The organism is Serratia sp. EC4, assembly GCF_059652115.1.
On the sequence record NZ_JBNIDE010000002.1, the window covers coordinates 591,601 to 616,636 of the forward strand.

Genomic DNA, 25,036 nt, shown 5'->3' on the forward strand with positions numbered 1-25,036 from the left:
GGGTCAGCTCCGTAATTCGGCAATTTCATCATCGGTCAAATAGCGGATCGGACGATCGCCGAGGGTGAAGATCAGCCGCGCCGCATCTTCCATCTCTTCGGCATTGTCCGCCGCCGCTCGCAGGTTTTTACCGGTCACCACCGGCCCGTGGTTGGCCAGCAAAAAGGCGCGGTGGGTCGGCGCCAGGCGAGCCAGATCCTGCGCCAGCCTTTCGTCACCGGGGCGATAGTAGGGCACCACCGGCACCTTGCCGACGCGCATCACCACATAGGGGGTGAACGGTTTGATGGCGTTGTCGACGTCCAGCCCCTGCAGGCAAGAGAGCGCCGTGAGGTAGGTGCAATGCAGGTGCACCACCGCTTTGCATTCAGGATTGTTCAGATACAGCGCTCGGTGAAAGCTGATCTCTTTCGACGGCTTGTCGCCGGAGAGCCAGTCGCCGTTCAGGCTCACTTTAGACAGGCGATCGGCCTGCAGCTCGCCCAGGCAAGAGCCGGTCGGCGTCGCCAGCAGCGCGCCGTCCGGCAGCAACAGCGAGAGGTTGCCGGCGGAACCGGTGGCGTAACCGCGTTGAAAAAACGAGGCGCCGAGGCGCACCATCTCTTCGCGCGCCTGTTGTTCGATGGTCATGGTCATACTGGAAACTCCGTTTGCGCGCGCGCGAAGAAGGCTTCATCGCCAAAATTGCCTGATTTCAGCGCCAGGGAAATCGCCCGATCGCTGGCGCGCACCCAGGGAACGCCGGGGGAAATGCTGGGGCCAATATGGAAGCCGCGAATGCCCAGCGCCTGCGTGACCACGCCGGAGGTTTCTCCGCCGGCGACGATAAAGCGGCTGAATCCCAACTGGCGCAGTTGCACCACCAGTTCGGCGAACAATGCCTCCACCGCCTCGCTGGCGGCGCTACCGTGCTGCCGTTGCGTTTGCTGCAGCGCTTCCGGCGCCGCGGTGGCGTAGATCAGCGGGGCAAGCGCCTCCCCGGCGTGATGCTGCGCCCAGTGCGCCAACTCGGCGGCGTAGGCGGCGCGTGCCTGCGGTTCGAGGCAACGGTCGATATCGATGGCCTGCGCCGAAGCGCGCTCGCGATAGTGCGCCACCTGCCGGTTAGTCATCACAGAACACGAGCCCGACAGCACCGCCGCTTTTTCCCCCTGCGGCGCGCCGGCCGCCTCTGCCGCACGATCGCCGCTTTGCGCCCATTGCCGCGCCAGGCCGATCGCCAGGCCTGAACCGCCGGTCACCAGCTTCATCGTTTTCAACGCTTCACCCTGGATGAGCAGATGCCGCTCGTTGAGCGTATCCAGCACCGCGTAGCGCACGCCTTCCTGGGCCAGTTGGCGCAGCTTCTCGCTGACCGCCTCGGCGCCGTGATCCATTTCCGCCGCCGTCACCAGCCCGCAGCGCCCGGCGGCCTGGGATTCCATCAGGCGCAGCAGGTTGCTGTCGGTCATTGGCGTGACCGGGTGATGACGCATGCCGGATTCAGACAGCAGCTGTTCCCCGACGAACAGGTGGCCCTGATAGACCGTGCGGCCGTTTACCGGCAACGCCGGTGAGACAACCGTGAAATTTTCCCCCAGCGCGGTGAGCAGGGCGTCGGTCACCGGGCCGATATTGCCCTGTGCGGTGCTGTCGAAAGTGGAGCAGTATTTGAAGTAGAACTGGCGGCAGCCCTGTTTTTGCAACCAGGCCAGCGCCTGCAACGACAGTTCGACCGCCTGTTCTGCCGGGCAGGAACGCGATTTCAGGCTGATGACCGCCGCCTGCGCATTGATCTGGGTTTCGTCTTGCGGCACGCCGTTCAGCTGCACCGTCGGCAGGCCGTTTTGCACCAGAAAACTGGCGATGTCGGTCGCGCCGGTAAAGTCATCCGCGATTACGCCAAGCAGCATCAGAGCGCCTCCTTTTTCTGCGGCAGATCGATGCCGGCAAAGATTTTGATTACCGCACTGTCATCTTCTTTACCGTAACCGGCGTTGCTGGCGGCGGTAAACATGGTGAAAGCGGTAGAGGCCAGCGGCAGCGGGAAGTGCAGCGCCTTGGCGGTATCCGCCACCAGTCCCAAATCCTTGACGAAGATATCCACCGCCGATTTGGGCGCATAGTCGCCGTCGACCACGTGGCGCATGCGATTTTCGAACATCCAGGAGTTGCCGGCGGCGTGGGTGACCACGTCGTACATCACGTCCAGCGGGATGCCGGCGCGGGCGGCCAGCGCCATGGCTTCCGCTCCGGCGGCGATGTGCACGCCGGCCAACAGCTGATGGATGATTTTTACCGTCGCGCCCAGGCCGATCGTCTCGCCGATGCGGTAAACCTTGCCGGCGATGGCGTCCAACACGGGTTGCAGACGCTCGAAGGTGGCGTCGGCGCCGGCGGCCATCACCGTCATCTGGCCTTCCTCCGCCTTGGCCGCTCCGCCGGAAACCGGCGCGTCCAGCATCGGTAGCCCGTATTCCAGCAGCCGTTGCTCGATCTGTTTGGCGTCATCGGCGGAAATGGTCGAAGAGACCATCACCGCGGTGCCTGGCTTGAGCTTTGGCGCCAGGCCTTGTTCGCCGAACAGGATCTGCTTCACCTGGGCGGCGTTCACCACCAGCAGCAGCACGGCGTCCAGGTCGGCCGCGAAGTCGCAGGCGCTGGTAGACGCTTGTTTCGCGCCAGCCTGTTGCAGCGTCGCCAGCGCCTGCGGATTCAGGTCCGCCCCGTAGGTGGTCAATCCGGCGCGGAGGCACGAACGCGCCGCGCCCATGCCCATCGCGCCCAGTCCGATGATGCAGACGGCATAATTCCCTGGGTGTGTCATATTGCACTCCTGTTAATTTTAGTGATAATTTGTTTTGTTGTGTTAAATGTAAGTGCTTGTCGACGGTTTATCCGCGATCGATATCACAATAATTAACAATATGTGAAACGAATTTTTCGTCTGATTTCTGGCCCGTATCAACATTACTATTATGTTTTTAAATAAGTTTATGTTTACCTGGACTAACTGCGCGCGTCATCACGCCGTGAAAAATTAGGGCTATCGGTGAACGAAAATTGACGTAAAATCACAATTATTATCACCGCAGCAACGAGAGGGAACCGTGATACCTGTAGAACGCCATCAACAAATTCTTGCGCTGGTATCCGAACGCGGCGTCGTCAGCATTGCCGAGCTGACCGAACGGCTGGGGGTGTCGCACATGACGATCCGCCGTGATTTGCAAAAGCTGGAGGAACAGGGCGCGGTGCAGTCGGTCTCGGGCGGCGTGCAGGCGCCCGAGCGGGTGGCGAGCGAACCTTCGCACCAGGCCAAAGAGGGGATGTTCAGCCGGCAGAAACTCGCCATTGGCCGGCTGGCGGCGCGGCAAATTCCCGCTGGCAGCTGTATCTATCTGGATGCCGGCACCACCACGCTGGCGCTGGCGAAACAGATCGGTGAACGTGACGATTTGACGGTGGTGACCAACGACTTTGTCATCGCCGGCTTCCTGATCGAACACAGCCAGTGCAGAATCATCCACACCGGCGGCACCGTGTGCCGGGAAAACCGCTCCTGCGTCGGCGAAGCGGCGGCACAGGCGCTGCGCGGTCTGTTTATCGATCTGGCGTTCATCTCCGCCTCTTCGTGGAGCATGCGCGGCCTGTCGACGCCGAACGAAGACAAGGTGATGGTGAAGAAGGCCATCGTCGAGGCCAGCCGCCGCCGCATTCTGCTCAGCGATACGTCCAAATACGGCAAGGTCGCGACCTACCTGGCGCTGCCGATCGCTGCCTTTGACGCCGTCATTACCGACGAAGGGTTGCCCGCCGCCGCGCGGGAGGCCATTGAGCAAGCGGGGATTGCATTGCTGACGGCGGGAGAAGAAGAATAAGAACGAACCGGAATCAGGATGAAAGTTCGGTATCGATGCCACGTGCGGGCGCTTCACTTGCTTCAATGCCGCCGCGTTCACGCCATTCGCGGCGCCTTTGTTCCCACCACTCTTTGTGGAAAGCTTGCATCTCTTTCAGGCGCTGTTCCTTAACGTGCTGCTGGTAAGTGTGGGATGCTATGGGGGCTACGCGGGATTTCGATGACATAGAGGCCGTCCTTTATAAACTCTATTTTGTATAAATAATGCCCTTTGTGAGCGTATTTTTTCAACAAAAAATCATAAATTTTAGCTAATGCTGGCCTTAACGGTGCGCTTAAGATGATCCTGGCATGATACTGATAGGCAAACTTGAGAAGGGTTTCTCCAATGCCAACTACGAATAATCGTTCGCGTTGGAAAAGGGTGTAATGCATTGCGGTATAGGTATCGAAAGCTGAGCGCCGATGCCTGTCTGCGTCGCTCAACGCCTTAACATCATAAAACTCCAGAGAGAAAGCATTATTGAGGAGAGTCGTGTCCACATACACTGGGGCAAACCAATGGTGCATGTTTTGCCCAATTTTCTTGAAATCCAAATGATAGATGGCCGTTTTACCATCATCTTTTCTGACCGCAATCTGATACCTGTATGTGTCTGCTACCCCTGTATGTGACTCCCTCACATCAATCTCCATGATAAAATCCTTTTTACTATTATTTTTCCTATAGTTATCCCCTTTGTGACGAACAGATTATTAATCGCGGCGGAGAAGATCCTCCAGCCGCCAATGAGGGTTGTGCGCAGCGCCGCGCAAAACTAAATGCCGCTGAACCAGTTGTAGCCCTGATCCTCCCAATAGCCGCCCGGATTGACGTCGCTGACGAAGATCGCGGCGATATGTTTGGCGTTTTTGAACCCCAGTTTGGTCGGCACGCGCAGCCGCAGCGGGTAGCCATAGTCCGCCGGCAGCGCCTTGCCGCCGAAATCCAGCGCCAGGATGGTCTGCGGGTGCAGCGCAGTGGCCATGTCGAGGCTGGCGTAGTAACGATCGGCGCATTTGAAGCCGACGTAACCGGCATTCAGATCCGCGCCGACGTGCTGCAGAAAGGTGCGCAGCGGCACGCCGCCCCATTGACCAATGGCGCTCCAGCCCTCAATGCAGATCAGACGCGTGATCTGACTTTGCTGTGGCAGCCGCTGCAGCTGTTCCAGCGTCCAGGGCGCTTTTTTCTCCACTTTCCCCGCGACCTCAAGCCGATAGCCGGCAAGATCGATCTCGGGGACGTTGTATTCCGGGTAAAACGCGTTGAAGGGGAAAGGCTGGGTAATCTGATCGGGGCGGTAAGTTTGCGCCAACCGCTGGCTGCTGAACAGCCAGGCCTGCACCCGGTCGTTCCAGCGCGACATGGCCCACAGCACCTTATCCACCCGATCGCCGTCTTGCAGGTTGCAACCGGTGAGCATGGCGATGCCGCCCAGCGTCAGCCCGGAGCGCAACATCAGCCGGCGTTGCAGATTGACCAACTGCTTTTTTTGGTCCGGTTCCAGCGTCGGCGCGGCTGCCCGCTGTTTTTTCTCATTCATGTTTGCCACCCGTTATCATCGCCCACAGCGTTTTGGGCACGACAGCCACCATAAAGACGTGGATCGCCACGAACAGGCCGATGCCGGCCATGGCGAAAAAATGCACGTAGCGTGCGAAATCGAAGCCGCCAAACAGCGCGACCAATCCCTGTAGCTGAACCGGCTTCCAAATCGCCAGGCCGGACAGCACCAGCAATAGACCCAGCGCCAGTACGCCGAGGTACATCAGTTTCTGAATGGCGTTATAGTGGCCATGCCGGTGGCGCAGGCGCAGCGTCAACGCCAGCCAGATATCCTGCCGCAGCGCGCCGATGCGAAGCGGCAACAGATCGCGGCGAAAATGACCGCTGAACAGGCTCCACAGCAGATAGCAGACGGCGTTGAGCGCCAATAGCCACATCACCGCCAAATGCCAACCAATCGCGCCGCCCAGCCAACCGCCCAGCGTCATCTGCGGCGGAAAGCGGAAATCGAACAGCGGCGAGGCGTTGTAGATTTCCCAACCGCTCATGAACATGCACACCATGACGAACAGGTTGATCCAATGAGTGATTCGAACCGGCCAGCGATGCACCGGCCGCGACGCGTTGGTTTTCATGGCTTTCCTCCGGTTACATCGGCGGCACGGTGCCGTCTTTGCCGGCGGAAATGCGGGTGGCGATGCGTTCGCCCTTATCGTTGACGGCGGAGAACAGCACAATGTGCACGCCCGGTTTCAGCAGGCTCAGATCGCCCGGATCCAGCGTCACGATCGGCACGTCTTCCGGCACGACGACGGTTTTCTGCTGGTTGCCGTAGGTGACGGTCAGGGTGCGGCCGTTGGATTTGAGCAGTTTACCGACGGTGCCGTTGGTCATGGTGTCCACTTTGCCGTCGGCGGATTCCCAAGCCGAATGCCCTTCGCCGGTGCCGCGCAGGCTGGCGGCGAACACGTGCACCTCCAGCGCTTTGAGCGAGCCGTCCGGCTGCGGCACGGCGGCGGTGCCGATAAAACTGTCCGGTTTGATGTCGTCCAGCGTGGCTTTGGAAACGCTGAGCACTTTGGTCTGATCGTTCAGCTTGACGCTGAGTGTCTCGCCTTTGCGATCGGTCAGTTGCAGATTGCCGTCGGCAACCTGGCTGATGGTGCCGCGCAGCGGCGCAATCACCTTGCCCGGCGGTTGGGCGGCGGCGGCCAAGCCGCTGGACAGCAGTAATGTGGATAACAATAAACCGGCTATACGATGACGGGTAATCATAACGTTCTCCTGAAATGAGTTTGCCGGTTAAGCATGGTTGACCTACTGGGTCAGCGCCATGGCCGTTTGATGACATTAATGTCATCAAGTTTGTCCGCCGAAACTGCTAGTATTTTTGCAGACGTAACGAGGTGGCGAGCATGCGAATACTGGTAGTTGAAGACGATATCGGCACAGGGGATTACCTGAAGAAAGGGCTGGGTGAGGCGGGCTACGGCGTCGATTTGGCGCGCACCGGCACCGATGGGCTGTTTCGCGCGTTGGAGCAGGATTACGATGCGATCGTGCTCGACGTGATGCTGCCGGGGCTGGACGGCTGGCAGGTCATCGAGGTGCTGCGCAAGAAAAGCGACGTACCGATCCTGTTTCTCACCGCCCGCGACGGCGTGCAGGATCGTATCCACGGTTTGGAGCTGGGCGCGGACGACTATCTTATCAAGCCGTTTTCCTTTACCGAGCTGGTGCTGCGTTTGCGCACCTTGCTGCGCCGCGGGCCGGCGCGCGAAGCCGATCATTACGCCATCGCCGATCTGCAGTTGGACGTATTGCGCCGCCGGGCGGTGCGCCAGGATCAGGTGATCCCGTTGACCAACAAGGAGTTCATGCTGCTGCATCTGCTGGTGCGGCGCGAAGGCGAAGTGCTGTCGCGCACGCAGATAGCCTCTCAGGTGTGGGACATGAATTTTGACAGCGATACCAATGTGGTTGACGTGGCGATCAAACGCCTGCGCGCCAAAATCGACCGGCCGTTCGACGTCAAGCTGATCCACAGCGTGCGCGGCATCGGCTATGTTTGCGAGCCGCGCTCGTGAACGCCCGCGCTTCACGTCGGCCGGTGTCGCTGACGCTGCGCACCGCCATGCTGTTCGCGCTGGTGGCCGCCTGCGTGGTGAGCGGGGCGGGCTGGTATCTGTTCGGCGCCATGCGTCAGGAAATGACGCTCCGCAGCGATCTGCAGGTGACCGGGCGCATCGAGTATTTCCGCCATTTACTGGGGCAGCGCTTTCCTTTGGCGCGTCTGACCGCCAATAACGGCCTGTTCGAAAATATGCTGGGCAATGAACAGGACGTGCTGATTTTCCAAATCCCGGGGCAAAAGCCGCTCATCAATGTGAATCCGGCCAGGGTGGCCCTGCCGCCGATCGCGCCGACGCCGCCCGAACAGGCGCAGACGCTGGCCGCCGTGCGCGGCGGGGAAACGGCGCAGGGGGTGCCGCTGCGCGCGGCGTCGGCGATGGTGCGCCTGGAAGACGGCAGTTTGCTGCAGATCTCCGCCGCGCACGTGATGGTCAACGAGCAGAAGATGCTGGCGCGTTACCTGTGGCGCATTGTCGCGGCGGTCATTGTGGCTTTCCTGCTGATTGCGCTGCTGGGCTATGGGGTCATGCGCCGGGGATTGAAGCCGCTATGGCGCATGGCGGCGCAGGCGTCGCAGATCGCGCCCAATACATTGTCGACGCGCCTCAGCGAACAGGGGGCACCGAAGGAATTGCAGCAGCTGACCCGTTCGTTCAATGCGATGCTCGATCGGTTGAATGAAGGTTATCAGCGGCTGACGCAGTTTTCCGCCGATCTGGCCCATGAGATCCGCACCCCGGTGGGCGCGTTGATGGGCCAGTGTCAGGTGGCGCTGTATCAATCCCGCAGCGTGGAAGAGTACGAAACCCTGCTGTCGAACAATATGGATGAGCTGGAGCGCATTTCGCGCATGGTGGAAAACATCCTGTTTCTGGCGCGCGCCGGTGAGGCGCAGTCCGCGCTGAACTACAGTCGTCTGGATGTGGCGGCCGAGCTGCGGCGGGTGGCGGATTACTTCGAAGGGCTGGCGGAAGAACGCGGCATCGCGCTGAGCTGCGAGGGGGAAGGCGAGCTGAAGGCGGACGCGATGTTGTTCCAGCGGGCGCTGAGCAACCTGGTGGCCAACGCGGTGCGTTATGCCGACGAAAACAGCCTGATCGTCCTGCGGGCTGAACGGCGCGCCGATGCCTGGTGGGTGCAGGTCATCAATCAGGGGCCGCCGATCGCGCCGGCACAGCTGGAAAAACTGTTCGATCGTTTCTACCGCGCCGATCCCGCGCGCAGCGCCGGCAGCCACGCCAGCGGCCTCGGGCTGTCTATCGTACGCGCCATCATGACGCTGCACGGCGGTGAGGTGCGCGCCGAATGTACCGGGCGCGCGTCTGCCGCCAGCCTCATTTTCAGCCTGCGGTTCCCGCTCGCGCAATAACCGTTGTGCCGGACTCACGCGGCGGAATGGCAAAGCGGAAGCAGGCGCCGCTTTGCGGTTGTTCAATCAGTTGGATGTCGCTGTCGTGCAGTTGCAGAATGCGCCGCACGATCATTAACCCCAGCCCGCCGGCGGGGCGTCGGGCGCCGCTCAGGATCGACGGCCGCACGAACAGATCGGCGCGCAGCGTCTGCGGAATGCCGGGGCCGCTGTCGCTGACCTGCACCATCACCCGACCTTCCTGCCGCCACAGCCGCACGCCAATGTCGCCGCCGGGCGGCGTATGGCGAATGGCGTTGTCCAGCAGGTTGGTCAGCACCCGCTCAATCATGCTGAGATCGGCGAACACCGGCGGAATGCCGGGAGCGATGTCGGCGTGCAGCCGCTGATTGCGCGCCTCCGCCGCCAGCTCGAACTTCTGGAACACGTCTTGCAGCAGTTCGCTGAGGGAGAAGGGTTCTTTCTGCGGTTTCACCACGCCGTACTCCAGCCGCGCCAGCTCGAACAGCTCCTGCGCCAGCTTGCCCACCTTGCGGCTCTGCGCCAGCGCGATCTCCAGATAGCGGCGCCGTTCGGTATCGCTCAGGGTGGCGGCCTTGACCGACAGCGTTTCCAGATAGCCGTGCAGCGAGGTGAGCGGGGTGCGCAGATCGTGCGAGACGTTGGCGATGAATTCGCGCCGCAGCCGATCCTGCTGCGCCAGCGTTTGCCACTGTTCGGCGAGACGCTGCGCCATGCGGTGAAAGGCCTGTTGCAACTGACTGACCTCGTCGCGCCCGGCCGGCGACGCCGGCAGCGCCGCGTAGGCCTGCACCGCCTCGATGCCGCCGCTGTCCAGCGCATTGACCTGGCGGGTCAGGCGCCGGATGGGGCGAGTGACCCAGTAAAACGCGAAACCGCCGGCCAGCAGGCTGAACAGCACCATTACCCCGGAGGTCCACAGCGCCATCCTGACCGCCGAGTTGAACTGGGCGTTGCTGGCCAGCGCCGTGTACTCTTCGCCGAGCAAGACCACGTACAGATAGCCTTCGACCCGGCCGTCGACCTTCAGCGGCGCGACGCTAAACACCTTGCGCCCGTCCGCGCTGCGCGGATCGTCGCCATACACCGGCATCTGCGCGCCATCGAGCAGCGCCTGCAGCGGCGCCAGCGCGACCCGCTGCCGTTTCAGATGCCCGGCCGGCGCGGCGTTGCCGATAATCGCGCCCTGTTTGTCGAGCAGATAAACCTCCACGCTGGGGTTCACCGCCATCAGCTGGTCGAATAGGGTATGCACCGCCTGCGGATCCGGCCCGTTCACTCCCAGCAGCGGATTGCTGTCGGCGATATGCTGCGCCAGGTTGCCGGACAGGCGCTGGATCACCGCCTGGCTGTACTGGGTGCTGCTGCGCACCTGCATCCAGCCGGAAAAGGCGCAGCCGATGACGATCAGCAGCGCGAAGATCAGCGTGAGGCGCTGCGCTAACGTAAGGTTTTTCATGGCTCACTCTTGCGGCGCGGCCGCGAATTTATAGCCCATGCCCCACACCGTGAGGATGCGCTCGGGTTCCGCCGGATTGCGCTCAATCTTGATGCGCAGCCGGTTGATATGGGTGTTGACGGTGTGCTCATACCCTTCGTGCTGATAGCCCCAGACCTGATTCAACAGGCTGAGGCGCGAGAACACCTGGCCCGGGTGGCGGGCGAAAAAGTACAGCAGGTCGAATTCGCGCGGCGTCAGCTCGATCGGCTGTTGGTGCAGGCGCACCTCGCGGGCGATAGGATCGATGGTCAGATCGTTGAAGCTTAGCGCGCCGGCGTCCATGCGCAGGTTGCGGCTCATCGCCTCCTGACGGCGAAACAGCGCCTTGACCCGCGCCACCAGCTCCAGCATGGAAAAGGGTTTGGCCAGATAGTCGTCGGCGCCCAGCTCCAGCCCCAGCACACGGTGCACCTCGCTGGAGCGCGCGCTGGTGATGATGATCGGCGTGTAGCGCGTCATGGTGCGCGCCCGGCGGCAAATCTCCAATCCGTCCACGCCCGGCAGCATCAGATCGAGGATCAAGGCGTCCCAGCCGCCCTGTTCCAGCATCGCCATGCCCTGATTGCCGTCGGCGGCGTGGCTGATGGCGTAACCCTCGTCACGCAGATGCAGCTGCAGCAGCTCGGCGATGTCGCCGTCGTCTTCGACGATCAAAATTCGTTTTGGCTTGTCCATTCTCATTACCGCTGATTGCCCGATTCTCTCTGAAGTCTACACAACCGCCACCGGCGGAGTTATCACATTTTATTTAACTCTGCGTGAGGTCTTGGGGAACAAATCCGGGGAATACTCGGTTCATCGCATCGTTAGCTGGCAGGAATCGTTATGAGCCTCACTCTCACCCCGGAACAACGACAGACCGTACATCCGCTGTGGCTGCGGTTAACGCATTGGCTGAATGCGCTGGCGATGCTGATCATGGTGACCAGCGGCTGGCGCATCTACAACGCCTCGCCGCTGTTCAACTTCAGCTTTTTCAACGAGCTGACGCTCGGCGGCTGGCTGGGCGGCGCGCTGCAGTGGCACTTCGCCGGCATGTGGCTGTTTGGCGTCAACGGGCTGTGCTACCTGCTGCTTAATCTGACCAGCGGGCGTTTCAAACGCAAATATTGGCCGCTCAGCCCGAAGCAGTTTCTCGCCGATGTCGGCGCGGCGTTGCGCGGCCGGTTGCAGCACGCCGATCTGCGCCACTACAACATGGTGCAGCGCGTGGCCTACCTGTCGGTGATGCTCCTTGGCGTGCTGAGCGCGCTGTCCGGACTGGTGCTGTGGAAATCGGTGCAGTTTCCACTGCTGCGCACGCTGCTCGGCGGCTATGAAGCGGCGCGCTATATCCACTTTTTCGCCATGTCGGCGCTGGTGGCCTTCGTCGCGATTCACCTGGTGATGGTGGCGCTGGTGCCGCGGACGCTGCTGGCCATGCTGCGCGGACGTTAAGGAGTTCACGATGAAAAAGGATAAACAGATCATGACGATCGTTGAAGGGCAGGCGATCGTCAAAGAAGCGCAGCGCTTGTTGACCGCGTCATCCCGCCGCCGCTTTCTGCGCAACGGCCTGACGTTGGGCGGTATCGCCATGCTTACCGGCTGCGATCTCAGCGGCAACGCCAACGTCGAGCAGGCGCTGAGCCGTATTTCGCGCCTCAACGATCGGGTGCAGGGCTGGCTGTTCAACGGCGATCGTTTGGCGCCGGTCTACCCGGAGTCGATGATCACCCGGCCATTCCCATTCAACGCCTTTTACGCCGAGGAGGACGCGCCCGACATCAACGGCGACGACTATCGGCTGGAGGTGGCGGGGTTGGTGCAGGACAAGCGCGCCTGGAGCCTGCCGCAGCTGCATCGGATGGCGCAGGTCAGCCAGGTGACGCGTCATATTTGCGTCGAGGGTTGGAGCGCTATCGGCAAGTGGGGCGGCGTGCCGTTCGCCACCTTTCTCAAGGCGATCGGCGCGGATCTGAGCGCCCGCTACGTCAGCTTCAAATGCGCCGACGACTACTACACCAGTATCGACATGGCCACCGCGCTGCATCCGCAGACGATTATCGCGCTGACCTACGACGGCCAGATCTTGCCGCGCAAGTACGGCTACCCGATGAAGCTGCGCATGCCGACCAAGCTGGGCTACAAGAATCCGAAGCACATTCAGGTGATCGAGGTCACCAACCGCTTCCCGGGCGGTTACTGGGAAGACCAGGGTTACAACTGGTTTGGCGGCAGCTGAGGCGGCCGCCGGCCATTCTCCGGCACTCCGGTGCCTTTGACATGACGGAAGGAAATACCATGAAAAAGTTATTCGCAATGATGATGTGCAGCGCGCTGATGCTGGGCGTGGCCGGCGCCAACGCCGCGGACGGCATGAGCAAAGACGCGATGAAAAAGGACGGCATGAGCCAGATGTCGCACGACGGCATGGCGAAAGATGGGATGAAGAAAGCGTGCATGGGCAAGGACTGCATGAAGAAAGACAAGATGGGGAAAGACGCCATGAAAAAGGATGGCATGGCGAAAGACGGTATGGCCAAAGACGGCATGAAGAAAGACGAAATGAAAAAGGACGCGATGGGGCAGTAAGCCGCCGTACCCCGCGGTCGCAAGCGGCAAACCGCGGCGGCCGCGGGCAACATAAGGAGAGAGGATGATGCTGGCGACATGGCTGCGGCGCTTTCGGCGCTCGAACGGGGACGTTATCTTTATGCGCGCGGCGCTGGTGGTGATCTTCGCCGCCTTCGGCTACGCCAAGTGGTTTGATTACGAAGCGCAGGGACTGGTGCCACTGATCGGCAACAGCCCGCTGCTGAGCTGGATGCACCAGGCGTTCGGCATCCGCGGCGCCAGCTTTGCGCTGGGCGTCGCCGAGTGGAGCTTCGGTTTGCTGTTGCTGGCGGGATTCTGGTCGCGGCGGCTGGGGTTGCTGGGGGCGATCGGATCGACGGTGACCTACCTGACCACGCTGACGCTGATCTTTTCCACGCCGGGCGCCTGGGAGCCCTCCGCCGGCGGTTTTCCCGCCATGGCCGGCGCCACCAGCTTTTTAATCAAGGATCTGGTGTTGCTGGCCGGTTCCCTGGTGCTGTTGAAAGCCGATTTGCCGGCCGAGCAGGCATAAAAAAGGGCGTAGCCTGGCTACGCCCTCTCGTTATTGATTGGCCGTCACATATCCGGGAAGGTCAGGGTGCCCCCCGGCGCTTCGCGATGAATGTGCAGGAAGTTCAGGTGCTTCTCATACTGGTCGAGGATATCGCCAATCACCTGTTCCTTGCTGTAGTCCATCAGGTCGTTGCCCTGGGTGCCTTCCATCAGGAAGGTTTCCAGCCGGTAGTAGTGCGACTTGCCGGAGCGGGCACGGTAGGTGAAGCCAGGCACCGAGTAGCGCATCGGCCAGATCTGATAGATAAAGTTCTGTTCCTCGCCCAGGTGCACCAGCAGCTCCAGGTGGTTCAGGCGTTCGTCTTCGGTCGGTGGCACTTCGCTGAACTCCACTTTCGCGCCGCGCAACTCCAGCTCGCGCGCCACGTCCTGCATCGCCGGACGGCAAACCTTATCCAACATTTTCTGCGTGTACTGCGTGCCCGGGTAGTTCATCACCCGCGACAGACGCTGTTTCCAGTTGAGCACGTCGTGGCTGGAGACCGGCACCGGCGCCAGGGTGCTGAGCGCGCTGGCCTTGCGGTAGTCTTCCACCCGCAGCGATTTATACAGCCCGGCCATCACGAAGAAGATCACGAAGCTGAACGGCAGGCCCATGATCACCGTGGTTTTCTGCAGCGCCGGCACGCCGTCGGTCATCAGCATGCCGATGGTCAGCAGGCCGATGGCCACCGACCAGAAAATCCGCAGCCAGTTCGGCGCATCATTATTGATGTCGGCCAGGCGCGAGGTGAAGTTGCCCAACACCAGCGAGCCGGAGTCCGCCGAGGTGACGTAGAACAGCAGGCCGGTGATGGTGGCCACCGAGGCGCTGAAGGTGAAGCCGGGGTATTGCGCCAGCAGGCTGTAGAAGCCGCGCTCCGGGAACTGCATCACTTCCTGAGCAAACTCGGCGTTGCCGTGGATGATCTGGTACAGCGCGCTGTTGCCGAAGATAGACAGCCACAGCAGGGTAAACACGAACGGTATGATCAGCGTGCCGACCACGAACTGACGAATGGTGCGCCCGCGCGAGATGCGCGCCAGGAACAGGCCGACGAACGGCGACCACGCCACCCACCAGGCCCAGAAGAACAGCGTCCAGTTGTTCATCCATTCCACCGGCCGATCGAAGGCGAAGCTGTTGAGCGTCATGCCCATAAAGCGGTTGACGTAATCGCCGACGTTAAGCACCAGCGCGTTGAGCAGGAACTCGGTGTCGCCGAAGAACAACACGAACAGGATCAGACCCAGCGCCAGCAGCACGTTCAGCTCGGACAGGATGCGGATGCCCTTGTTGACGCCGGAAGTCACCGAGATGGTGGCCATGATCACCGACAGCAGGATCAGCGAGCCCTGCACCGTCAGGTTTTCCGGGATCTCGAACAGCACCTTGAGGCCGTAGTTGAGCTGCACCACGCCAATGCCCAGCGTGGTGGCGATCCCGAAGATGGTGCCGAGCACCGCGGCGATGTCCACGCTGTGGCCGATCGGGCCGTTGATGCGCTTACCGAAGATCGGGTACAGCGCCGAGCGGATGGTCAGCGGCAGATTGTAGCGATAGCTGAAGTAGCCGAGGGCGATGCCCATCAGCGCATACATCGACCAGCCGGTCAGGCCGTAGTGGAACAGCGTCCAGACCATCGCCTGGCGCGCGGCCTCCAGCGTTTGCGCGTCGCCTTCCGGCGGCATCATGTACTGGGTCACCGGCTCGGCGACCGAGAAGAACATCAGGTCGATGCCGATGCCGGCGGCGAACAGCATCGCCGCCCAACTCATCAGGCTGAACTCCGGTTTGGACTGTTCCGGCCCGAGCTTGATGGAACCGAAGCGCGAGGCGGCGATAAACACCACGAACACGATGTACAGCGTCGCCGCCAGCAGGTAGTACCAACCGAAGGTGGTCGACACCCAATTCAGCGTGCGGGTGATCCACTGCCCGGAGAAGTCGGTGAAAAAGATGGTCATCAGCGAGAAGGCCAGGATCAGCCCCGCCGAGGTGAAGAAAACCACAGGGTTGAGGCGGTCCTGCTGCGGTTTGGAGGAGGTTTCGCGTGTTGTCATCGTCATCCTCTGAACTGAGTAAAATCGTGCCGCTCCGCATTTCGGGGCGCGTTGGCGCCGCCGGAAAACGGGCGAATGAAGGCGGCGGCCATCCCCATGGGAATGGCCTGAGTAACGCCGCTTTCGCCTGTTGCTGAAGCACCGGAGCGCTTCGCGGCGGGAACCGCTTACAGCCACTGATTTTGGTCAGATTCGTTAATTACCTCACAAAAATCAGCCAGTTCCACAACCAGATAGTACAAATTTTTAACCAGGCGGCAATAAAATATATGCAATTTTTATTGAACGTTCAATCAAAAAAAAGTTTAATAGTCCTCATGATGACCTGAATCACGGGCGAAACGGCAGTGAAATTTGCCCGCTGAGATAAGGCCGAAGTCGGTTTTGTGAGAGTCGAAATATGCCAAAGGTAGGAATGCAGCCAATCAGAAGGCAGCAGTTGATTGATGCCACGCTCGCCGCGGTAAACGAAGTGGGAATGCATGACGCCACCATCGCGCAGATCGCGCGGCGGGCCGGCGTTTCCAACGGCATCATCAGCCATTATTTCAAGGACAAGAACGGCCTGCTGGAAGCCACGATGCGCTATCTGATCAGCCATCTGGGCGAGGCGGTGAAGTTGCGCTTGCAGGCGCTCACCGATAACAGCCCGGCGGCGCGGCTGCAGGCGATCGTCGCCGGCAACTTCGACGACAGCCAGATCAACAGCGCGGCGATGAAGACCTGGCTGGCCTTTTGGGCCAGCAGCCTGCACCAGCCGCAGCTCAACCGGCTGCAACAGGTGAACGGCCGCCGGCTTTATTCCAACCTGTGCGCCGAATTTCGCCGCGTCATGCCGCAGCCGCAGGCGCGGTTGGCGGCCAAGGGGCTGGCGGCGCTGATCGATGGGCTGTGGCTGCGCAGCGCGCTGCGCGGTTCGGCGTTCAATCAGGCGCAGGCGCTGGCGCTCACGACCGAATACATCACGTTCCAACTCCGGGGGCAAACGCCGCCCGGAGGCTAACTCAAGGAGATCCTATGTCCCGTTTTGGCTTGCAGAAGCTCTATATTCATGGCGCCTATGTAGACAGCACCGCTGGAAAAACCTTCAACGCCATTAACCCGGCGAACGGCGAAGTTCTGGCTGAAGTCCAGTCCGCCGGCGCTGAAGACGTCGATCGTGCGGTGGCCAGCGCGGCCAGCGGGCAGAAGGTGTGGGCGGCGATGACGGCGATGGCGCGTTCGCGCATCCTGCGTCGCGCGGTGGATATTCTGCGCGAGCGCAACGATGAGCTGGCGGCGCTGGAAACGCTGGATACCGGTAAAGCGATGTCGGAAACCACCGCGGTGGACATCGTCACCGGCGCCGACGTGCTGGAGTACTACGCCGGCCTGATCCCGGCCATTGAAGGCGAGCAGATCCCGCTGCGCGATACCTCGTTCGTCTACACACGCCGCGAACCGCTGGGCGTGGTGGCTGGCATCGGCGCCTGGAACTACCCGATTCAGATCGCGCTGTGGAAGTCCGCGCCGGCCCTGGCGGCGGGCAATGCGATGATTTTCAAACCGAGTGAAGTCACGTCGCTGACGGCGCTGAAGCTGGCGGAAATCTACACCGAAGCCGGCCTGCCGGACGGCGTGTTCAACGTGGTGACCGGCAGCGGCGCGGAGGTGGGGCAGTACCTGACCGACCATCCGGGCATTGCCAAAGTCTCTTTCACCGGCGGGGTGAAAACCGGCAAGAAGGTGATGGCCAACGCGTCGGGTTCGACGCTGAAGGAAGTCACCATGGAACTGGGCGGCAAGTCGCCGCTGATTATCTTCGACGACGCCGATCTGGATCGCGCCGCCGATATCGCCATGATGGCCAACTTCTACAGTTCCGGCCAGGTGTGCACCAACGGCACCCGCGTCTTCGTGCCGGCGGCGCTGCAGGCGCAGTTTGAGGCGAAAATTCTCGAGCGCGTGAAACGCATTCGCCTCGGCGATCCGACCGATCCGCAAACCAACTTCGGGCCGCTGGTCAGCTTCGCGCACATGGAATCGGTGCTGCGCTTTATCGAGAGCGGCAAAAACAGCGGCGCGCGCCTGCTGTGCGGCGGCGAACGCGTCACCCACGGCGAATTCGGCAAGGGCGCTTATGTGGCGCCGACGGTATTCAGCGACTGCCGCGACGACATGGAAATCGTGCGCGAAGAGATCTTCGGACCGGTGATGAGCATCCTCAGCTACCAGAGCGAAGAGGAAGTGGTGCGCCGCGCCAACGACACTACCTTCGGCCTGGCCGCGGGCGTGGTGACCCACGATCTGGCCCGCGCGCACCGCGTGATCCACCAGCTGGAAGCCGGCATTTGCTGGATCAACACCTGGGGCGAGTCGGCGGCGGAAATGCCGGTCGGCGGCTATAAGCAGTCCGGCGTCGGCCGCGAAAACGGCCTGACCACGCTGGAGCACTACACCCAGATCAAATCGGTGCAGGTCGAGCTGGGCGAATACGCCTCGGTATTTTAACTATCCCCGTCGTCTTTCAAGCTACAGCGTTGTTGGCTGCGAGCGCAGACCCCAGTCACTTACTTGAGTAAGCGCCTGGGGCTCTGCGCCCTTGCCGCCTGGCTGTAACTCGAAATCCATAGGGGATATATCTTTTTTGCATCCAAAACTGCCTCGATATATTCAGCATGCGGAATTCAAGCCATTCGCATCATTCAGGCATATGAATATTTAGGAGATAATGAATGGAATTTGACTACATCATTATCGGTGCCGGTTCCGCCGGCAACGTGTTAGCCACCCGATTGACCGAAGACGCCGACGTCAGCGTCCTGCTGCTGGAAGCCGGCGGCCCGGATTACCGGATGGATTTCCGTACCCAGATGCCGGCCGCGCTGGCGTTTCCGCTGCAGGGCCGCCGCTATAACTGGGCGTATGAAACCGATCCTGAGCCGCACATGAACAACCGCCGGATGGAATGCGGCCGCGGCAAAGGGCTGGGCGGTTCATCCCTGATCAACGGCATGTGTTACATTCGCGGCAACGCGATGGATTTCGACAACTGGGCCAAGGCGCCGGGTCTGGAAGACTGGACCTATCTGGACTGTCTGCCGTATTTCCGCAAGGCGGAAACGCGCGATATCGGCCCGAACGATTACCACGGCGGCGATGGCCCGGTAAGCGTCACCACGCCGAAGGCCGGTAACAACGAACTGTTCCACGCCATGGTGGAAGCCGGCGTACAGGCGGGCTATCCGCGCACCGACGATCTGAACGGTTACCAGCAGGAAGGATTCGGCCCGATGGACCGCACCGTGACGCCGAAAGGGCGCCGCGCCAGCACCGCCCGCGGTTATCTGGATCAGGCGCGTTCACGGCCAAACCTGAAGATCGTCACCCATGCGCTGACCGACCATATCGTGTTCGAGGGCAAGCGCGCAGTGGGCGTCAACTATCTGCAGGGCGACAGCAATCAGCTGACCCATGCCAAAGCGCGCCGCGAAGTGCTGCTGTGCGCCGGCGCCATCGCCTCGCCGCAAATTCTGCAGCGTTCGGGCGTCGGCCCGGCGGCGCTGCTGAAAAGTCTGGACATCAACGTGGTGCACGATCTCCCGGGGGTGGGGGAAAACCTGCAGGATCACCTGGAGATGTACCTGCAGTACGCCTGCAAGAAACCGGTGTCGCTGTACCCGGCGTTGCAATGGTTTAACCAGCCAAAGATCGGCGCGGAGTGGCTGTTCAACGGCACCGGCATCGGCGCCAGCAACCAGTTCGAGGCCGGCGGTTTCATCCGCAGCCGCGCAGAGTTCGCCTGGCCGAACATTCAGTATCACTTCCTGCCGGTGGCGATTAACTACAACGGCAGCAACGCGGTGAAAGAGCACGGCTTCCAGGCGCACGTCGGTTCGATGCGTTCGCCGAGCCGCGGCCGGGTGCAGGTGAAATCGAAAGATCCGCGCCAGCATCCGAGCATTCTGTTCAACTACATGGCGACCGAACAGGATTGGCAGGAGTTCCGCGACGCTATCCGCATCACGCGCGAAATCATGGCGCAGCCGGCCTTGGACGAATACCGCGGCCGCGAGATTAGCCCAGGGCCGGAGGTGCAGACCGACGAGCAGTTGGACGCCTTCGTGCGCGAGCACGCCGAAACCGCCTTCCACCCCTCCTGCTCGTGCAAGATGGGCGAAGACGAAATGGCGGTGGTCGACGGCCAGGGCCGGGTGCACGGCATGGAAGGATTGCGGGTGGTGGATGCGTCAATCATGCCGCTGATAATCACCGGCAACCTGAACGCCACCACCATCATGATCGCCGAGAAGATCGCCGATCGCATTCGCCAGCGCACGCCGCTGCCGCGCAGCACCGCCGACTACTACGTCGCCGGCGATGCGCCGGTGCGCAAGCAGTAACCGACACGCCCTCTCGCCGTTGAGGGGGAGGGCCGCCGTAGCAAGCAACCCCTCTCCATATGCTCTTCCCCAAGGCGAGGGGGCAACTCTCTTTTATCCCTTATCCCATCATGCCGCCGGCAGCGAGATCGCCTGATCGAAACTGGTGGGCGTCGCCATGCGCCACATGCGGGCGTAGAACTCGCTTTTGATCTCCGGCTGCAGCAGCGCGCCGGGCTCCAGGTAGTAATAGATATCGGCGTATACCTTGATCTCGGTCGGCGTGATGCGGCGCAGCATATGGTGCGAGGTCAGCTGCTCCGGGCGGCTGACGCCGGCCGCCGCCAGCATGTCCGCCAGCGCTTTCACCGTATTTTGATGGAAGTGATAGACGCGCTCCGCCTTGTTCGGCACCACCAACGCCTTCTGACGTAGCGGATCTTGCGTCGCGACGCCGGTCGGGCAGTGGTTGGTGTGGCAGCTTTGCGACTGGATGCAGCCGACGGCGAACATAAAGCCGCGCGCCGAGTTCACCCAGTCGGCGCCGAGCACCAGTACGCTGGCGATGTCAAAAGCGCTGATGATCTTGCCGCTGGCGCCAATCTTGATTTGGTCGCGCAGGCCGCAGCCCACCAGCGTGTTATGCACGAACAGCAGCCCTTCGCGCAGCGGCATGCCCATATAGTTGGAGAGTTCGAGCGGCGCGGCGCCGGTGCCGCCTTCCTTGCCGTCCACCACGATAAAGTCCGGCAGAATGCGGGTGTGCAGCATCGCCTTGACGATGGCGACGAACTCCCACGGGTGGCCGATGCACAGCTTGAAACCGACCGGCTTGCCGCCTGACAGCTCGCGCAGCTGCTGGATGAAATGCATCATTTCCAGCGGGGTGGTGAAGGCGCTGTGCGAAGCCGGCGAGATGCAATCCACGCCTTCCGGCACGCCGCGGGTGGCGGCGATTTCCGCATCCACCTTCTTCGCCGGCAGAATGCCGCCGTGGCCGGGTTTAGCGCCCTGGCTGAGCTTGATTTCAATCATTTTCACCTGCGGGCTTTGCGCCTGTTCGGCAAAGCGGCGCGGATCGAAATGGCCGTCGGCGGTGCGGCAGCCGAAATAGCCGCTGCCCAGCTCCCACACCAGATCGCCGTTGTTTTCGCGGTGATAGCGGCTGATGCTGCCCTCACCGGTGTCGTGGTAGAAGTTGCCCTTGGCCGCGCCGAGGTTGAGCGCGCGGATGGCGTTGGCGGAGAGCGCGCCGAAGCTCATGGCCGAAATGTTGAAGATCGACGCGGAGTAGGGCTGGCGGCAATCGGCGCCGCCGATGGTGATGCGGAAACTGGTTGGGTCGGCGGCTTCGACCGGCCGCATGGAGTGGCCGATGCACTCATAGCCGGTTTGGTAGACGTCCAGCAGGGTGCCGAACGGTTTGTCACCCATCTCATTTTTCGCACGGCGATACACCAGCGTGCGCTGGGTGCGCGAAAACGGGATCTCTTCATTATCCTGCTCGAGGAAATACTGGCGCAGTTCCGGGCGGATGAACTCGAAGAAGAAGCGCAGGCGGCCGATGATCGGGTAGTTGCGGCAGATGGCGTGGCGCTGCTGCGTGAGATCGTAGATACCCAGCACCATCAGGCAACCGCAGGCCAGGGCCGGCAGCCAGAACCACGGATGGTTGTGCATCATGATCAAGAAAACCAGGGTGAGCAAGATGCTCAGCACAAAGCAGGTATAGCGGCTGAATAAGGACGACTTCATAACATCTCCTGATGTTTATTTTAATCCACACGACATGACTCACGGATAATCCGTGTGCAAATCGTAACCAACAGGAGAGGATGTTGTGTGTCTGTTGCTGCTTTGTCGCCGGTTGTTACATTAATTTAACCTGGCGGAAGGGGGTTGCCGCGCGGCGTGCCGCGCAACAAGCCAAGATGTTTATTTTCCGGCGACGAAGATGGTGCTCATGCTGCGCAGCCGCAGCTTTTTCATCGCGCTGTATTTTTGCGAGAAGATGGTTTTCGGGTGCGTGCCGCGCTTTTCCGCAATGTGCAGCAGGCTGTCGCCACGCAGCAGGTTGAAGATCACGTCGCTTTCCGCCGGGCTGAGCTCGCGGGTTTTCTGCACCCGGATGCCGCCCGGTTCCTTGCTTTCCAGCAGCCGCTGGATTTTTTCCTGCAGCGAATAAAGCGGAATGCGGGTGGAGACCAACTCAACGGAAATCCCCAGGATCGACAGCAGTTTCACTACCCGCTCGTCGTCATAGAACACCAGCAGGCGCGTCTTGCTGTTGTATTGCTGGTGCAGGGACACCAGGCTTTCTATCACGTTGACGCTCTGTTCCAGGTTTTGCGAGGTGAAAATCAGCGCGATATCGTGCTTGGTGATCTTCTCCGCTTTGGCGCCGCCATGCATGAAATCGGAAAACAGGCGGATATCGTACGCGCCGTAGTGTTTCTTCAGCAGCACCGACAGGCCAACATAGCTGTACTTACACTCACTAATCACAAGAACGTTGTTTTTAGACATAGGGCAAACACCAATACCGAGTTAAAAGTATTCAGCTGTAAGAAGCGAGTTCAAATCCTTGATGCTGGATTCCTTCCACAGCTTTCCCTGCAGTGCGTAATATGGCATTTCATCCAGCCATTTCTTGTGTTCGGGAGTTTCAACTCCTTCGATAATTACCTTGTAATGATTAAGGTAAAAGAAGCGCAGTAACGCGCGCATCAAGCCCTCGCCGCCGGACTTTTTCATAAAGTCCCAAAGCAAAAAACGGTCGAGCTTAACGAAGCGGAACTGGCTGTTGTACAACGCGGAAAAACCCGCATAGCCAGAACCAAAATCATCGAGCCAAAATGAATAACTATTCAATGACGGATCGCCGTGCACGCGATCTTTCACCAGCCGGGTTGAATTCTCGCTGATCTCAAAATGAATACAGCGCAGGGCATTAATTCTTTCGGCAAAGTGAGTATTCGCCAGCGATTGCAGGGAATAATCGTCAACATTCAAAGTGGCTATCACTTGGTTTTCATGAAACCAGTGTTTGTATTTATCGATCAGATTGATCTGATCCATCAAAATCTCAATCCGGGTTGCGCTGTCGGCGTGACGAAAGAACTGTTCAGGAGAAAAATGGGCGTATTCGCTATTAAACGTAAAGCGAGACAGACATTCAACGGCCAGCAATTGTCCCGATTTCGCGAACATTGGCTGAAAAACATAATTAATGCCGTTATTTTTCTCTCTGAAAGAACCGCTCATTTCCCAATCCTTGGATTGATATTTAACTTGTTGATTTTAAATGGTTAAAAAGAAAGTTACTCCAGGTTTATTGGTAAATTTCTTATTTAAAGCGTCAGGATGGCCGAAACGTGTCGACAGACCATTAAACGCGTAATTCGTGCCAAAGTCCAAACGTCGCAATATGTTACTAAGTGTAAATATTCGGGATAATATTCTGATTTTCAGGCCTTAATGCAAAATCTTGAACTCTGCAGCTTTCCCAAACACAGATTATTCCTATTCATATGAATCGTCAACATCGATCGATAGGTATCCGCCGATAGTTTATTCCTATCAAGAGGGGGCTTATGAATGTTTTAAACGATTTAACATTAAGAATATGCTTAGTCTATATTTCGTCCGGCAATGAGTTCATCGAGGCAACGCTCCTTTTCAGCAAGGGAGTGCTATCGCTGAGTGTATGCTCAGTGGCGGCAATATATATATAAGCCCGCCACTGAATCGATTATTTTATTGTTCTATGGAGCTGGAAATGAAAAAAGTATTATTGCCTTTGGCTGCCCTGGTATTGTCTGCAACTGCTTCCAACGCAATGGCAGCAAACGGCAACGTTAAATTCACCGGTGAAATTGTACAGTCCACCTGTAAAGTTGTTGATAAAGACCAGAATAAAGAAGTTTACCTGGGTAAATATCCTACCACCGCTTTCCCAACTGCCGGTTCTACCAGCGGTGCTAAAGCTTTCGATATCAGCCTGGAGAAATGTGAAGCGGGTAACTACACCCTGCGTTTCGACGGTAACACCCCAGCCGGCCACCCAGAGCTGTTGGCTGTAACTGGCGGCGCGACTGGCGTTGGCGTTGAAATTCTGGATAACAACGGTTCTACTCTGCCAATCTCTCAGGAAGTGGCTACCCCAGCTACCGTAACCGTTGCTGCTGATGGCGATAACCCAGGCGCTGCGACTTTCAACCTGCGCGCTCGTTACAAATCCTTCCAGGATCTGGTAACTGCCGGTCAGGCAAACTCTAACGCTACCTTCACCATCGAATACAAATAATTCGCTGGCAGGATAGATAGAGTTATTGGCCAAGGATGGCTAAATTTTGAGAGTTGAGACATTCCGATGAAAAAAATTCTGACTGGTATTTTATTCGCATTCTCTGTTAATGCCTTTGCCGGCATTCAGGTTGATGCGACGCGTGTCATCTATAACAGTGCAAGTAAATCCGCATCGCTCTCAATCAGCAATGACAGCGACGATACCTACATGGTGCAAACCTGGCTGGATACTGGCGATGCAAGCCAGATGCCTAAGAATTTGCCGATCGTGGTGACGCCACCCATTTTGAAGCTGGCTGCCAAGAAAGACGCCATTTTGCGTTTTATCTATTCCGGCAGCGGTTTGCCGCAGGACAGAGAATCTCTGCTCTGGGTCAACGTACAGGAAATTCCGCCAACGCCTAAGCAAGATAACGTGCTGCAGGTGGCGATCCGTACCCGTATCAAACTGTTCTATCGCCCGGATTCGTTGAAAACCAACCTGCAACAGCAGGCGGAAGCGCTGAAGTGGAAGCGCCAGGGCGGCAATTTAGTCGTGACTAACGATGGCCCGCTGTTCGTCACGCTGGGCGTGCTGAACCTGAAGAGCGGCGGCAAGAGCTGGAAAGTGAACGCCGACATGGTCAAGCCACACGACAGCCTGCGCATCTCCCTGCCTCAGGGGGCGCAATCAGCCAACACTATGTCGTTTACCTATATCAACGACTATGGCGGTCACACCGAGATTAAAAACGTCGCACTGAATTGATTTGAAGCACTT

The 25,036-nt window shown here is 59.7% G+C and carries 25 protein-coding genes; 12 read left to right on the plus strand and 13 right to left on the minus strand.

Annotation, left to right across the window (positions count from 1 at the left end; genetic code table 11):
- Nucleotides 1-3: 3 nt before the first annotated feature.
- Genes otnC through ltnD form a run of 3 tightly spaced genes read right to left on the minus strand, consistent with a single transcriptional unit; the run spans nt 4 to nt 2,806 of the window.
- A complete protein-coding gene (otnC, locus tag ACP39K_RS09575; RefSeq protein WP_016928505.1) occupies nt 4-636 on the minus strand; it encodes a 3-oxo-tetronate 4-phosphate decarboxylase in 633 nt (210 codons plus the stop codon).
- The gene (gene otnK / locus ACP39K_RS09580) at nt 633-1,892 is read right to left on the minus strand and encodes a 3-oxo-tetronate kinase (protein WP_273831735.1); all 1,260 of its coding nucleotides are present in this window, start codon (nt 1,890-1,892) and stop codon (nt 633-635) included. The genes otnC and otnK overlap by 4 nt, the downstream gene beginning before the upstream one ends.
- Complete coding sequence (ltnD, locus tag ACP39K_RS09585; protein ID WP_147827034.1) at nt 1,892-2,806, minus strand: L-threonate dehydrogenase; 915 nt, start codon at nt 2,804-2,806, stop codon at nt 1,892-1,894. Before ltnD ends, otnK begins: the two co-directional genes overlap by 1 nt.
- Nucleotides 2,807-3,089: 283 nt before the next feature.
- Between ltnD and ygbI the strand changes: the two genes are divergently transcribed.
- Entirely contained in the window at nt 3,090-3,860 is a 771-nt protein-coding gene (gene ygbI / locus ACP39K_RS09590) for a DNA-binding transcriptional repressor YgbI (RefSeq protein WP_016928502.1), read from the plus strand.
- A gap of 149 nt (nt 3,861-4,009) precedes the next feature.
- On the opposite strand, the gene ACP39K_RS09595 is transcribed toward ygbI, so the two are convergent.
- From ACP39K_RS09595 to ACP39K_RS09610, 4 genes are all read right to left on the minus strand, one after another.
- Nucleotides 4,010-4,537 carry a hypothetical protein gene (locus ACP39K_RS09595; protein WP_042706764.1) on the minus strand — a complete coding sequence of 176 codons (528 nt, stop codon included), beginning with the start codon at nt 4,535-4,537 and terminating at the stop codon, nt 4,010-4,012.
- 122 nt (nt 4,538-4,659) lie between these two features.
- On the minus strand, nt 4,660-5,427 hold the full coding sequence (locus tag ACP39K_RS09600) for a molybdopterin-dependent oxidoreductase (RefSeq protein ID WP_048795953.1): 768 nt from the start codon (nt 5,425-5,427) through the stop codon (nt 4,660-4,662).
- Nucleotides 5,420-6,025 carry a cytochrome b/b6 domain-containing protein gene (locus ACP39K_RS09605; protein ID WP_497008448.1) on the minus strand — a complete coding sequence of 202 codons (606 nt, stop codon included), beginning with the start codon at nt 6,023-6,025 and terminating at the stop codon, nt 5,420-5,422. Before ACP39K_RS09605 ends, ACP39K_RS09600 begins: the two co-directional genes overlap by 8 nt.
- A 13-nt stretch (nt 6,026-6,038) precedes the next feature.
- Nucleotides 6,039-6,665, minus strand: a complete 627-nt coding sequence (locus tag ACP39K_RS09610) for a hypothetical protein (protein WP_089184377.1) — start codon at nt 6,663-6,665, stop codon at nt 6,039-6,041.
- A 140-nt stretch (nt 6,666-6,805) separates the two neighbouring features.
- Between ACP39K_RS09610 and ACP39K_RS09615 the strand changes: the two genes are divergently transcribed.
- A complete protein-coding gene (locus ACP39K_RS09615) occupies nt 6,806-7,477 on the plus strand; it encodes a heavy metal response regulator transcription factor (protein ID WP_016928497.1) in 672 nt (223 codons plus the stop codon).
- On the plus strand, nt 7,474-8,892 hold the full coding sequence (locus ACP39K_RS09620; protein WP_016928496.1) for a heavy metal sensor histidine kinase: 1,419 nt from the start codon (nt 7,474-7,476) through the stop codon (nt 8,890-8,892). Before ACP39K_RS09615 ends, ACP39K_RS09620 begins: the two co-directional genes overlap by 4 nt.
- Here the strand turns inward: ACP39K_RS09620 and ACP39K_RS09625 are convergent.
- On the minus strand, nt 8,864-10,372 hold the full coding sequence (locus ACP39K_RS09625; RefSeq protein WP_497008449.1) for a sensor histidine kinase: 1,509 nt from the start codon (nt 10,370-10,372) through the stop codon (nt 8,864-8,866). The two genes, ACP39K_RS09620 and ACP39K_RS09625, sit on opposite strands and share 29 nt — an antisense overlap.
- 3 nt (nt 10,373-10,375) lie before the next feature.
- Nucleotides 10,376-11,089, minus strand: a complete 714-nt coding sequence (locus ACP39K_RS09630; RefSeq protein WP_016928494.1) for a winged helix-turn-helix domain-containing protein — start codon at nt 11,087-11,089, stop codon at nt 10,376-10,378.
- 150 nt (nt 11,090-11,239) lie between these two features.
- Between ACP39K_RS09630 and ACP39K_RS09635 the strand changes: the two genes are divergently transcribed.
- From ACP39K_RS09635 to ACP39K_RS09650, 4 genes are all read left to right on the plus strand, one after another.
- Nucleotides 11,240-11,851, plus strand: a complete 612-nt coding sequence (locus ACP39K_RS09635) for a cytochrome b/b6 domain-containing protein (protein ID WP_016928493.1) — start codon at nt 11,240-11,242, stop codon at nt 11,849-11,851.
- A 10-nt stretch (nt 11,852-11,861) separates the two neighbouring features.
- Nucleotides 11,862-12,638, plus strand: a complete 777-nt coding sequence (locus tag ACP39K_RS09640; protein WP_147827032.1) for a molybdopterin-dependent oxidoreductase — start codon at nt 11,862-11,864, stop codon at nt 12,636-12,638.
- A gap of 59 nt (nt 12,639-12,697) precedes the next feature.
- Complete coding sequence (locus tag ACP39K_RS09645) at nt 12,698-12,988, plus strand: pentapeptide MXKDX repeat protein (protein ID WP_033640911.1); 291 nt, start codon at nt 12,698-12,700, stop codon at nt 12,986-12,988.
- Nucleotides 12,989-13,052: 64 nt separating this feature from the next.
- Nucleotides 13,053-13,523 carry a YkgB family protein gene (locus ACP39K_RS09650; protein ID WP_089184380.1) on the plus strand — a complete coding sequence of 157 codons (471 nt, stop codon included), beginning with the start codon at nt 13,053-13,055 and terminating at the stop codon, nt 13,521-13,523.
- A 44-nt stretch (nt 13,524-13,567) separates the two neighbouring features.
- On the opposite strand, the gene ACP39K_RS09655 is transcribed toward ACP39K_RS09650, so the two are convergent.
- A complete protein-coding gene (locus ACP39K_RS09655; RefSeq protein WP_004939112.1) occupies nt 13,568-15,607 on the minus strand; it encodes a choline transporter in 2,040 nt (679 codons plus the stop codon).
- Between the two features lie 400 nt (nt 15,608-16,007).
- Between ACP39K_RS09655 and betI the strand changes: the two genes are divergently transcribed.
- From betI to betA, 3 genes are all read left to right on the plus strand, one after another.
- Nucleotides 16,008-16,610, plus strand: a complete 603-nt coding sequence (betI, locus tag ACP39K_RS09660; protein WP_004939107.1) for a transcriptional regulator BetI — start codon at nt 16,008-16,010, stop codon at nt 16,608-16,610.
- Nucleotides 16,611-16,624: 14 nt separating this feature from the next.
- Nucleotides 16,625-18,097: a betaine-aldehyde dehydrogenase gene (betB, locus tag ACP39K_RS09665; protein WP_016928486.1), complete on the plus strand. Its 1,473-nt coding sequence runs from the start codon at nt 16,625-16,627 to the stop codon at nt 18,095-18,097.
- Between the two features lie 224 nt (nt 18,098-18,321).
- Entirely contained in the window at nt 18,322-19,989 is a 1,668-nt protein-coding gene (gene betA, locus ACP39K_RS09670) for a choline dehydrogenase (protein ID WP_016928485.1), read from the plus strand.
- A 108-nt stretch (nt 19,990-20,097) separates the two neighbouring features.
- Here betA and ACP39K_RS09675 read toward each other — a convergent pair whose 3' ends face one another.
- The 3 genes from ACP39K_RS09675 to ACP39K_RS09685 form a co-directional block, all read right to left on the minus strand.
- Entirely contained in the window at nt 20,098-21,723 is a 1,626-nt protein-coding gene (locus tag ACP39K_RS09675; protein ID WP_033640907.1) for an FMN-binding glutamate synthase family protein, read from the minus strand.
- A 180-nt stretch (nt 21,724-21,903) separates the two neighbouring features.
- The gene (locus ACP39K_RS09680) at nt 21,904-22,494 is read right to left on the minus strand and encodes a LuxR family transcriptional regulator (RefSeq protein WP_004939094.1); all 591 of its coding nucleotides are present in this window, start codon (nt 22,492-22,494) and stop codon (nt 21,904-21,906) included.
- A 21-nt stretch (nt 22,495-22,515) separates the two neighbouring features.
- Nucleotides 22,516-23,232, minus strand: a complete 717-nt coding sequence (locus tag ACP39K_RS09685; protein ID WP_016928483.1) for an EAL domain-containing protein — start codon at nt 23,230-23,232, stop codon at nt 22,516-22,518.
- A gap of 514 nt (nt 23,233-23,746) precedes the next feature.
- Between ACP39K_RS09685 and ACP39K_RS09690 the strand changes: the two genes are divergently transcribed.
- Both ACP39K_RS09690 and ACP39K_RS09695 read left to right on the plus strand, forming a co-directional pair.
- Nucleotides 23,747-24,274 (plus strand): fimbrial protein, encoded by a 528-nt coding sequence (locus ACP39K_RS09690; protein WP_004939088.1) that lies wholly within the window; start codon nt 23,747-23,749, stop codon nt 24,272-24,274.
- 66 nt (nt 24,275-24,340) lie between these two features.
- Nucleotides 24,341-25,024: a fimbrial biogenesis chaperone gene (locus tag ACP39K_RS09695; RefSeq protein WP_016928482.1), complete on the plus strand. Its 684-nt coding sequence runs from the start codon at nt 24,341-24,343 to the stop codon at nt 25,022-25,024.
- Nucleotides 25,025-25,036 lie beyond the last annotated feature (12 nt).

Bases quoted from the DNA above. Each gene is read 5' to 3' on its own strand.
- ACP39K_RS09635 (WP_016928493.1), top strand. From the start codon at position 11,240: ATGAGCCTCACTCTCACCCCGGAACAACGACAGACCGTACATCCGCTG.
- ACP39K_RS09650 (WP_089184380.1), top strand. From the start codon at position 13,053: ATGATGCTGGCGACATGGCTGCGGCGCTTTCGGCGCTCGAACGGGGAC.
- ACP39K_RS09595 (WP_042706764.1), bottom strand. From the start codon at position 4,537: ATGGAGATTGATGTGAGGGAGTCACATACAGGGGTAGCAGACACATAC.
- ACP39K_RS09695 (WP_016928482.1), top strand. From the start codon at position 24,341: ATGAAAAAAATTCTGACTGGTATTTTATTCGCATTCTCTGTTAATGCC.
- ACP39K_RS09615 (WP_016928497.1), top strand. From the start codon at position 6,806: ATGCGAATACTGGTAGTTGAAGACGATATCGGCACAGGGGATTACCTG.
- ACP39K_RS09645 (WP_033640911.1), top strand. From the start codon at position 12,698: ATGAAAAAGTTATTCGCAATGATGATGTGCAGCGCGCTGATGCTGGGC.
- ACP39K_RS09625 (WP_497008449.1), bottom strand. From the start codon at position 10,372: ATGAAAAACCTTACGTTAGCGCAGCGCCTCACGCTGATCTTCGCGCTG.
- ACP39K_RS09630 (WP_016928494.1), bottom strand. From the start codon at position 11,089: ATGGACAAGCCAAAACGAATTTTGATCGTCGAAGACGACGGCGACATC.
- betI (WP_004939107.1), top strand. From the start codon at position 16,008: ATGCCAAAGGTAGGAATGCAGCCAATCAGAAGGCAGCAGTTGATTGAT.
- ACP39K_RS09600 (WP_048795953.1), bottom strand. From the start codon at position 5,427: ATGAATGAGAAAAAACAGCGGGCAGCCGCGCCGACGCTGGAACCGGAC.
- ACP39K_RS09690 (WP_004939088.1), top strand. From the start codon at position 23,747: ATGAAAAAAGTATTATTGCCTTTGGCTGCCCTGGTATTGTCTGCAACT.
- ACP39K_RS09640 (WP_147827032.1), top strand. From the start codon at position 11,862: ATGAAAAAGGATAAACAGATCATGACGATCGTTGAAGGGCAGGCGATC.
- betB (WP_016928486.1), top strand. From the start codon at position 16,625: ATGTCCCGTTTTGGCTTGCAGAAGCTCTATATTCATGGCGCCTATGTA.
- ACP39K_RS09610 (WP_089184377.1), bottom strand. From the start codon at position 6,665: ATGATTACCCGTCATCGTATAGCCGGTTTATTGTTATCCACATTACTG.
- otnK (WP_273831735.1), bottom strand. From the start codon at position 1,892: ATGCTGCTTGGCGTAATCGCGGATGACTTTACCGGCGCGACCGACATC.
- ltnD (WP_147827034.1), bottom strand. From the start codon at position 2,806: ATGACACACCCAGGGAATTATGCCGTCTGCATCATCGGACTGGGCGCG.
- ACP39K_RS09685 (WP_016928483.1), bottom strand. From the start codon at position 23,232: ATGAGCGGTTCTTTCAGAGAGAAAAATAACGGCATTAATTATGTTTTT.
- otnC (WP_016928505.1), bottom strand. From the start codon at position 636: ATGACCATGACCATCGAACAACAGGCGCGCGAAGAGATGGTGCGCCTC.
- ACP39K_RS09675 (WP_033640907.1), bottom strand. From the start codon at position 21,723: ATGAAGTCGTCCTTATTCAGCCGCTATACCTGCTTTGTGCTGAGCATC.
- ACP39K_RS09655 (WP_004939112.1), bottom strand. From the start codon at position 15,607: ATGACAACACGCGAAACCTCCTCCAAACCGCAGCAGGACCGCCTCAAC.
- ACP39K_RS09605 (WP_497008448.1), bottom strand. From the start codon at position 6,025: ATGAAAACCAACGCGTCGCGGCCGGTGCATCGCTGGCCGGTTCGAATC.
- ACP39K_RS09680 (WP_004939094.1), bottom strand. From the start codon at position 22,494: ATGTCTAAAAACAACGTTCTTGTGATTAGTGAGTGTAAGTACAGCTAT.
- betA (WP_016928485.1), top strand. From the start codon at position 18,322: ATGGAATTTGACTACATCATTATCGGTGCCGGTTCCGCCGGCAACGTG.